This is a genomic window from Protofrankia sp. CiP1_Cm_nod1, assembly GCF_920888515.1.
Lineage (GTDB): Bacteria > Actinomycetota > Actinomycetes > Frankiales > Frankiaceae > Protofrankia.
Map to the genome: position 1 here is coordinate 1 of NZ_CAKKTM010000400.1, position 9,327 is coordinate 9,327.

The 9,327-nt window shown below is 71.4% G+C and carries 7 protein-coding genes; 2 read left to right on the forward strand and 5 right to left on the reverse strand.

Annotated features, from left to right (window positions below):
• On the reverse strand, positions 1-1,947 hold a 1,947-nt coding region (locus NBX02_RS18135), incomplete at its 3' end, for a PAS domain-containing protein (RefSeq protein WP_250292360.1).
• Positions 1,948-2,362: 415 nt separating this feature from the next.
• On the opposite strand from NBX02_RS18135, the gene NBX02_RS18140 reads away from it, so the two are divergent.
• Entirely contained in the window at positions 2,363-4,393 is a 2,031-nt protein-coding gene (locus NBX02_RS18140) for an acetoacetate--CoA ligase (RefSeq protein ID WP_250284696.1), read from the forward strand.
• Between the two features lie 113 nt (positions 4,394-4,506).
• On the opposite strand, the gene NBX02_RS18145 is transcribed toward NBX02_RS18140, so the two are convergent.
• Positions 4,507-5,784: an RNA polymerase sigma factor gene (locus tag NBX02_RS18145; protein WP_250284693.1), complete on the reverse strand. Its 1,278-nt coding sequence runs from the start codon at positions 5,782-5,784 to the stop codon at positions 4,507-4,509.
• A gap of 392 nt (positions 5,785-6,176) precedes the next feature.
• Between NBX02_RS18145 and NBX02_RS18150 the strand changes: the two genes are divergently transcribed.
• Positions 6,177-7,580 carry an amylo-alpha-1,6-glucosidase gene (locus NBX02_RS18150; protein ID WP_250284691.1) on the forward strand — a complete coding sequence of 468 codons (1,404 nt, stop codon included), beginning with the start codon at positions 6,177-6,179 and terminating at the stop codon, positions 7,578-7,580.
• A 120-nt stretch (positions 7,581-7,700) separates the two neighbouring features.
• Here NBX02_RS18150 and NBX02_RS18155 read toward each other — a convergent pair whose 3' ends face one another.
• From NBX02_RS18155 to NBX02_RS18165, 3 genes are all read right to left on the reverse strand, one after another.
• Complete coding sequence (locus tag NBX02_RS18155) at positions 7,701-8,183, reverse strand: hypothetical protein (protein ID WP_250284689.1); 483 nt, start codon at positions 8,181-8,183, stop codon at positions 7,701-7,703.
• A complete protein-coding gene (locus NBX02_RS18160) occupies positions 8,177-8,923 on the reverse strand; it encodes a hypothetical protein (protein WP_250292362.1) in 747 nt (248 codons plus the stop codon). Before NBX02_RS18160 ends, NBX02_RS18155 begins: the two co-directional genes overlap by 7 nt.
• Before the next feature lie 143 nt (positions 8,924-9,066).
• The coding region (locus NBX02_RS18165; protein WP_250292364.1) for a hypothetical protein at positions 9,067-9,327 on the reverse strand (261 nt) is incomplete at its 5' end.

A 9,327-nucleotide genomic window follows, 5' to 3' on the forward strand; every position in this document is an offset into this window, starting at 1 on the left:
GTCCGGGCCAGCCGGGGCGTCCGGGCCGCCCGGGCCGTCCGGGCCGTCCGGGCCGCCCGGATCGTCCGGGCCAGCCGGATCGTCCGGGCCAGCCGGATCGTCCGAGCCGGGCTCGACCAGGTAGACCGCGCACGAGTCGGCCAGTTCGCCCACGATGACGTCGGTGAGCGCCCGCAGGGCCCGCTCGGGCTCCTCCAGCGCGCTGCCGACCGCCCCGGTCGCCCGGGCGAGCAGCTCGAGGCGACGGCCGGCCTCCCGGGCCGCGGCCGCGGCGGTGCGGGCGGTCTCCTCCGCCCGGCGGCTGGAGCGGGCCTCGGCCAGGACGCGCTCGAACAGCGTCGCGCGTTCCAGCGCCCGGGCGCACTGGTCGGCGAGCGCGGCCAGATACGCGCGGTCGGCCGCGGAGAACGCCTGCCGGGCCCGGAACCCGAACAGCAGGACGCCGAACGGCGCGTCGACGGTCGCCAGTGGCAGGATCGCCCAGGCATGCTCGTCGGCCTCGGCGAGGACCGCGGCCTGCTCGGGCGCGGGCCACCGCGCGGTCAGCTCTTCCCGGTCGAGGAGGAACAGCGGCGAGGCGCCACGGACCGCCTCCGCGACCGGGTGGGACGCGTCCAGGCCGATCCCCGACCACGCCTGGGCAAGGAGCGCAGGGTAACCGAGCAGCGACCGGAAACGCAGGCAGTTGTCGACCTCGTCGACCAGGGCGATCCCCCGCCCGTTCGCCCCCAGTACCTGCCGGCCGGCGTCGAGCACCACGACGGCGACCTCGTCAACGCTTACAGCGCGTGACAATGCCGCCGTGACCAGGCGAACCTGCTCGTCCTGTTCATCCTGCTCGTCCTGTCCGGTCCGTCCATCCCGTCCGGTCCGTCCATCCCGTCCGGTCCGTCCGTCCCGTCCGTCCGCGCCGGACGTTGTGCCAGCTGTGCCGGAGCTGTCGGCCGCCGGCGTGCCGTGGGCCGCCGCGGCGGCCCGGACCTCGGTCACGTCATGGCTGACGCCGATCCACTCCAGCGGATAATCACCCTCAGTAATAGGAACGATCCGCATGACGAGCACCCGCTCCGTCCCGTCCACGGTGTCGAGCCGGAACTCGGCGTCGAAGACGGCGCGCTGCTCGACAGCCCTGCGCCAGGCGTCGGCGACCCGGTCCCGGTCCTCGGCGTGCACACCGTCGAGCCAGCCCGCCCCGGCGATCTCCGGGAAGCTCTGGCCGGTGGCGGCCCGCCAGCGCGGCATGTCCACGTCCAGGGCGCCGCGGGCGCCGGCGTGGAACACGTCCGTGTCCCCGGCCCGCGCGAGCGCCCGGTACCGGGCCTCGCCGCGGGCCAGCTGGTGCCGGGTGTCGCCGATCCTGGTGACGTCGGTGGCGACGAGCGCCGCGCCCAGCGGCACGCCATGGGCGTCCGTGGCCGGGAACCAGCTCATCGTCCAGATCCGCGGCGGCTGGGCGGCGGTGGCGGCGCTGACCTCGAAGGTGGCCACCGGCTCGCCGGTGGTGAGCACCCGCCGCAGCAGGCGGTCCATCTCGTGGCCGATGTCGCCGAGCAGCTCCGGCATGGTGCGGCCGATGTGCTCGCCGGGCGCCCGCCCGTTCAGCCTGGCCAGGACGTCGTTGACCCGCAGGTAGCGGCCCTGGGTGTCGTAGAAGGCGAAGCCGGCCGGCGCCTGGGTGAACAGCGCCTCGAGCAGGGTGATGACCGGTTCCACCGCGGCGGGCGGCCGCGGCGGGCTCCCGCCCGGGCCGGCCTCGGCGGGCTCCCGCCCGGCGGTGCCCCTGCCGTCGTCGTCCCCGGCCACCTCGGCGTCCTCGGCTCTCTGCGCGTCCGGGTGGCCGGCGCCGTTCGTCCGGTGGGCCCTGTGAGCCTCGCTCCAGCCGGCCTGGTCACCCGCCGGCCCGCTCCGCGGCTGTCCGGAAAGCTCCCCGAGGAACGGCGTCGTCATGGGAGACGATTGTGGCCGGTGTGGCACCGTTGTGCCCAAAACCTTCGACGGCCCGGGACACACCCTGAGCCTGGAAGACACCTCATGCGCCCGATCGTGCCGGGCCGGGCAGGCCGTGCGCTGTCCATCGACCGACAGGGGTGGCGCGCATCGCATGTGCGACGTCGCATGCCCGGCGGCGTCCCGCCCGTCCTCTCCCGGCCGCTGCCGGCCCTGGGCCGCCCGGCCGGGCAGCACCCGCCCATGCCCCTGACAGTAGCCGGCCCGGCCCGGCCATATCGGGCCCAACGGATTCCCCGGGAACATGGGCCGCATTATCGACATCCTTTGTCGTTCCATTGTGATGAATGCCCGGGGCCAAACGCCCAGGATCATGCCGGGCCCTGTCGCCGGGGATTCGTTAGGGTCTGGGTCCGTGGCTGCTGGACACGGCAACGAACACGGACCCGCACCGGAGACCGGAGCGGACACCGGCATCGAGGGACAACTGTTGTGGACGCCGTCCGCGCGGCGGGTCCGCGCCGCCGGGGTCACCGCCTACCTCGAGTGGCTGGCCGCCGAACGGGGCCGACGGCTGACCGACGCCACCGCCCTGTGGCAGTGGTCGGTGGACGATCTCGACGGCTTCTGGGACTCGGTCTGGGACTTCTGCGCGGTCGAGGGCGAACGCGGGGACGGGCCCGCGCTCGCCGACGCGCGGATGCCGGGTGCCCGATGGTTCCCGACCGCCCGGGTGAACTACGCCGAGAACGCCCTGACCCGCCACGGGCCGGCGCCGGCGGTGATCGCCGTACGCGAGGACGCCACCACGGCCGTGGTGTCCTGGGACGAGCTGCGCCGCGAGGTCGCGGCGGCCGCCGCGGGCCTGCGCCGGCTGGGGGTCGGGCCGGGCGACCGGGTCTGCGCCGTGCTACCGAACTGCATACACGCGGTGGTCGCCATGCTCGCCACCACCGCGATCGGGGCGGTCTGGTCGTCCTGCTCCCCCGACTTCGGGCCCACCGGCCTCGCGGACCGTTTCGCCCAGGTGCGCCCGACCGTGCTAATCGGCGTCGACGGCTACACCCACGGCGGCAGGTCGTTCGACACGCTCGGCGTGCTGGCCAAGGCGGCCGAGCGGCTGCCCGGCCTGCGCGCCACCGTCGTCGTCGCCTACCTGGCCACGGACGCCCTCGACCGGGCCCGCGCCACCGGCCTGCCGGGCCTGCTGGCCTGGGAGGACCTGCTCGCCGGGTGCGACGACGCCGTCCCGGCCTTCCACCGTCTCCCGTTCGACGCGCCGCTGTGGATCCTGTACTCCTCCGGCTCGACCGGAAAACCCAAACCGATCGTGCACGGTCACGGCGGCATCCTGCTCGAACATCTCAAGACGCTGGTGCTCCACCTCGACATCGGGCCGGACGACCGCTTCCTGTGGGTGACGAGCACCGGCTGGATGATGTGGAACCTGCTCGTCTCCGGCCTGCTCGCCGGCGCGGCCGTGGTGCTCTTCGACGGGAGTCCGAAATTCCCCGGCCCCGGCACCCTCTGGCGGCTGGCCGAGGCCACCGGAGTCACCTGTTTCGGGACGAGCCCCGGTTTCCTGACCGACTGCGCGCGCTCCGGCACGGTCCCCCGTGAGATCGCCGACCTCTCGGCGCTGCGCACCGTGGGATCCACCGGCGCGCCGCTGCCCGCGCGGACGTACGCCTGGGTGTACGAGTCCGTCGGCGACGACCTGATGCTGTCCTCCATCAGCGGTGGGACGGAGGTGTGCACCGCGTTCGTGCTCGGCCTGCCGACGCTGCCGGTGCGCGCCGGGGAGATCCCCATGCGTGGGCTCGGCTGCGCGGTGACCACCTTCGACGAGCAGGGCAAGGAGGTCGTCGACGAGGTCGGCGAGCTGGTGGTCACCGCCCCCATGCCGTCCATGCCGGTCGCCCTGTGGGGGGACGAGGACGGCTCGCTGCTGCGGGCAACCTACTTCTCGGCCTACGAGGACGTGTGGCGGCACGGGGACTGGGCGAGCATCACCGCCAGCGGGGCGGTGTCCATCCACGGCCGGTCCGACGCCACGCTGAACCGCGCGGGCGTCCGGATCGGTACCGCCGAGCTGTACCAGGTGGTGGAGAGCATCCCCGGCGTGACCGAAAGTATCGTCATCGACACCTCGACCGCCGGCCGGCGTGGGGAGCTCGTCCTCTACGTCTGCCTGGCCGGCGGCGTGGTGTTCGACGACGCGTTCACCGGGACGCTGCGCGCCACGATCCGCCGTGAGCTCAGCCCCCGTCACGTGCCCGACCGCGTCGAGGAGATCGCCGAGGTCCCGCGCACCCAGAACGGCAAGAAACTGGAGGTGCCGGTCAGACGGCTGCTGCTGGGCGAGCCGCTGGAGCGCGCGGTCAGCCTCGGCGCCGTCGCCAACCCTCAGGCGCTGCTGCCGTTCATGCCGCCGACGACCCGCTGACCGGTCCGCTGACCGGTCCTACGACGTGACGATCCCCTGCCCGGTCAACTACCCGGGCAGGGGATCGTCACGTCGTACGCGTTCTACGCGGAAACCAGCCGTACGCGGGGCAACTAGTCGAGGAACTCCCGCAGCCTGCTCGCGACCGCCGGCTTGCGCAGTTCGCGCAGGGTGTCCCGCTCGATCTGGCGGATCCGTTCCCGGGTCAGCCCCAGCCGGTTGCCCACCTCGGCGAGGGTGTGCTGCTTGCCGTCGGCGAGGCCGAACCGCAGCCGCATCACCTCACGCTCACGCGGGGTGAGCCCGCTCAACACGCCTTCGATCTCATCCTGCATGGCGCCGTAGGATGCGGCGTCCGCGGGCGAGGTGGCGTCGGCATCCTCGATGAAGTCACCGAGGACGGAGTCGCCGTCGTCGCCGACCGCGGTCTCCAGGCTGACCGTGTCCTGCGCGTACCGCCGCAGTTCGACGACCTGCTCGATCGGCATGTCGAGCTCGAGCGCCAGCTCCTCGTCGGTCGGTTCCCGGCCGAGCGTGGAGACGAGCTGCCGCTGCAGCCGAGTGATCTTGTTGATCTGCTCGACCACGTGTACCGGGATCCGGATGGTCCTGGCCTGGTCGGCCAGGGCTCGGCCGATGGCCTGCCGGATCCACCAGGTGGCGTAGGTGGAGAACTTGTAGCCCTTGGCGTAGTCGAACTTCTCGACCGCGCGGATCAGGCCGAGGTTGCCCTCCTGGACCAGGTCGAGCAGGGTCATGCCCCGGCCGCTGTACTTCTTGGCGACCGAGACGACCAGGCGCAGGTTCGCCGAGACCAGCTGCTGCTTGGCGGCGTGCCCGTCGCGGACCAGGGTCTGCAGGTCCCGGCGCAGCTCCGGAGCCAGGTCGGGGTCGGTGTCGAGCTTGTGCTCGGCGAACAGCCCGGCCTCGACCCGCTTCGACAGCTCGACCTCCTGCGCGGCGTTGAGCAGCGGCACCTTGCCGATCTCACGCAGGTACATACGGACGAGGTCGGCGGTCCCGGCGTGCTCGGACGTCGCGCGCGTGGCCGCAGCCCCGCCCGGCGCCTCCTCTTCTTCCTCGTCGAGAACCTCGACCCCGAGTGTGGTCAGCCGGGCGACCAGGACAGGCAGCAGTTCAAGACCGAGATCGGCGGTCTCCAGTGCCTCACGGAGCTCGGCACGGCTGAGTTCGCCGGACTCACGTCCACGCGCGACGAGCTCGGCGACCTGAGTGACGTCGAGTTCGTCGGTATCATCGGGCACGGCAGCCAAGCTGCGGCTGGGCGTCGTGCGGGCAGGAGTGGATGACCGACGAGTCCGTCGCGTGCTCACGGCACGCGTACGCGGCTCATCGGAGCGCTCATGAAGTTCGAGGGCAGGCAGCGTCATCAGTAGCAGATCCGAAGGTCGGTGCGGGTGACGGGTCTTGGTGCTTGCACGTATGGGCAACGCCTGGGGACGTCTCTCCCATTCCGCGTTCAGACACAACCGGACGTAAGCGATCGCCGGGTCTACGAAGCAGTGTAGACCCTCACCCTCGGGACGCCGCACCCGCTGTCGCGAAGACTACTCCGCGGATCGGCCAGTGTGTCACGAATAACTAATTATCTCTTCAGTTCTCCACGTCCGCGCTGTCGAGAACGAGACTAGCCCCAATTTTCCACCAACATGACCACAACAATGTGGACAGACCGTAACAATCGTCACTGAGAGTACGTGAGATCACGAAGGTGCCACGAGGTTCCGGCGCTACCGGCCACCGGCCCCGGTACCCTCACACGATGTCATCGCCGGCCCTGTCGTCCGAGGTGCTCGCCGAACTCCGAACGTCCGCGATCGAGGTACTGCGGGACAACGATCTGGGCGAGGCGACCCGGCCCTCCCCGACGCTCTACCCCCACCAGTGGCTGTGGGACAGCTGCTTCATCGCCATCGGGCTACGGCACGTCGACCCCGGACGGGCCAGCCGGGAAATCCTCGCGCTGCTGCAGGGCCAGTGGCTCAACGGGATGATCCCGCACGTCATCTTCTCCGGCTCCGGCAGCTACCACGCCGGGCCCGACCGGTGGCGCTCCGACCTCGTCGACGCCGGCCCGCGGCACGTGCAGACCACCGGCGTCACCCAGCCGCCGATGATCGCCGAAGCTGTCGTCCGCGTCGGCGAGGTGTTCGACCCGGCCCGGCGCCGCGAGTTCTACCGGGCGGTCTATCCGGGCCTGCTGCGCTACCACTGCTGGCTGTACCGCGAACGCGACCCCGACGACACCGGGCTGGTCACTCTGGTCCACTCGTGGGAGTCGGGGATGGACAACACCCCCGCCTGGATGGAGCTCACCCGCAGGGCGGCTCCCATCCCCCTGAAGCTCATCCGCCGGCTCAACGGGGATGGCGCGCTCGACGCCCTGCGCCGGGACAACAAGGAGGTTCCGTCCGACCAGCGGCTGTCCGCCACCGACCTGTTCACCCTTTACCACCTGGTCGGGGAGCTACGCGATGCCCGTTACGACTTCAGCCGGATTCGTGCGTCCCGCGTCCCGCTGGTACAGGATGTCGCCTTCAACGCGATTCTCGCCCGCGCGAACGACCACCTGCGCGACATCGCCGCCGACATCGGCGAACAACTGCCCGCGCAGCTGCTGCGCTCGGCCCGCCGGACCAGGGCGGCGCTGCCCGCCCTGTTCGCCGACGGCATGTACTGGAGCCGGGACGCGCGTTCCGGCCGGCTGATCCGAAGGCCCACGATCGCCGGCTTCCTCGCCCTGTACGCCGGTGTCGTGCCCCCCGCCGGCGTCGAGGATCTTGTCAGCCGGATGACCGCGCCGCGGTTCTGGCCGGCCCACGGCATCGCCAGCACCCCCACCGACGATCCCGACTTCCAGCCCCGCTGCTACTGGCAGGGCCCGGTCTGGGTGAACATGAACTGGCTGCTCGCCGACGGGCTCGACCGCGCCGGCCGCGGCGAGCTCGCCGACCGGCTGCGCGCCGACACGATCTCGATGATCGCCGGTTCCGAGGGCCTGTACGAGTACTACTCACCGTTCGACGGCACCGGAGTGGGCAGCAACCACTTCTCGTGGACGGCAGCCCTGCTCCTGGACCTGCTCGACGGCCGGAAACCGGCCCACCGCCTGCCGTCCGCCCGCACGGGCGCGGACGGGGAGCACCTGACCCGGCACGGCGGCTGACCAGCCGCCGCGCCGGGTCCACCGGCTCCCGCGATACTGGCGGAAGGCACATATTCGTGATCTGCGGTATTCCCGCGGCAGTCAAGATCGATTCGGTGCGAGGCGGCGCTGTGGCGTGGGCTACGACGACGAGGCCGCAGGCTGTTCGCCGGGTGAGGGCGGGACCGTGAGGCGGGCGATGGTGACGGTGTGGCCGGCCGGGCTGGTCTGGGTCGTCAGCGGGCCGTCGGCGGCGGACTCCGGCCGCGGGCGCTGGTCGAATATGACGATGTAGCCCGAGGCCAGGCTGAGGTGGTTGAGGTAGCCGTCGAGCTGGGTCATCGCTTCCTTGACCGGGTCGGCGTAGCCGGGGCGGTGGGTCTTCACCTCGAAAGCCTCGTGCTGTTCGGCACTGGTGCCATCGGGGGCGGTGTAGCGCCAGGTCATATGGATGTCGGCCCAGCCGCCGCCGGCGGCGAACTCCCGGAAGACGTCACCGTCGCCGTTCACAGCCCGGTCGAGCCAGCTCAGGAAGATGGCGTGCGGGATGGCCTCCCGGTAGGGCCTCTTCACCCTGAGCATTGGCTCGTTGTTCCGCCAATAGCGGGCGAGCGTGGTCAGCATGTCCGGCACGTCGAAACGGCCGTCGGGGCGGACGAAGTCCCGCGGTGCTGGAAGCGCCCCCGGTCACGCACGACGATCTCGGCCAGCGCGCGGGCGATGACCTCATCGTAGATCGGGTTGGCGATCCGCAGGCCGCCGTCGGGCGTCTCGGCGACCAGGCCGAGGTCGCGTGCATAGGACCGGTCGTCCGAGCAGGTCAGGTCGGCCGGCTCGTCGGTGCTAGCGAGAACGGGCTCGAGAACCCGGCGTACCGCCGGCTCCTGGAGCCGGCGGACGAGTGAGTCGAGGTGACTTGGCCGGGCCTGGATGATCCGTTCCCGGGCAGCGTTGACGTGTTCCACCGAGACCGGCTCTGTGACCGGGACCTTCATCCGGTCGACGATCTCGGCCGCCAGCGCGTTGACCAGCCAGGGCTGGCCCGTGGCCAGCCGGTGCACCTGCTCCACGGCCTCATCGGTGAACACCCGATCGGTCTCTGCCGTGTGCTGACTGTAAAGATCGTGGATCTCGTCCAGCGTGAAGTCACCGAGTCGCAGCGACTCGACGATGACGTTGAACGGGCTCGGCCCCCCGGACAGTTCTGGGCTGCCGCCGGCGGCGACCTTGTAGTGGCGAACGTCCCGCAGCCCGCACAGCGCGACCGAGGCCGGGAACGCACTCGGACGGTATTCAAAGCCGGTGCGCAGCTGGGAGAGCACCCTGACCAGGGTCGCCCCCTCCAGCGAGTCGATCTCGTCCACGCACCGGCCTCCGCTGCCTACCGACCACAACCCGATCAACGCAACTCTACGGACAGCGCTCGGCGTGGTCCTGCGACGGCTCGACAGCCGAAGGCTATCTAGATCAGGCGAAATACCGCATCCCGCCGCGATACCGCCCGGTCTCAGCTGCAGCCGCTGGTGGAGCCGCACTGCTCGCACACGTAGCAGCTGCCTGCGGGACGCATGGTGACCCCGCAGGTGAAGCACAGCGGCGCGTCCACCACGTTCTGCGCCGACAGCGCCTCGCCCGGTGGGACGCTGCGCGGCAGTTCGCCCCGCACCTCCCGGGCCGACAGGCCCACCGGGTGGGTGTGACCGGTCTCGGCGGGCACCGTCGGCACCGCCGCGGCACCGGCCGCCGCCGCCTCGTTCGCCGCGGGCCC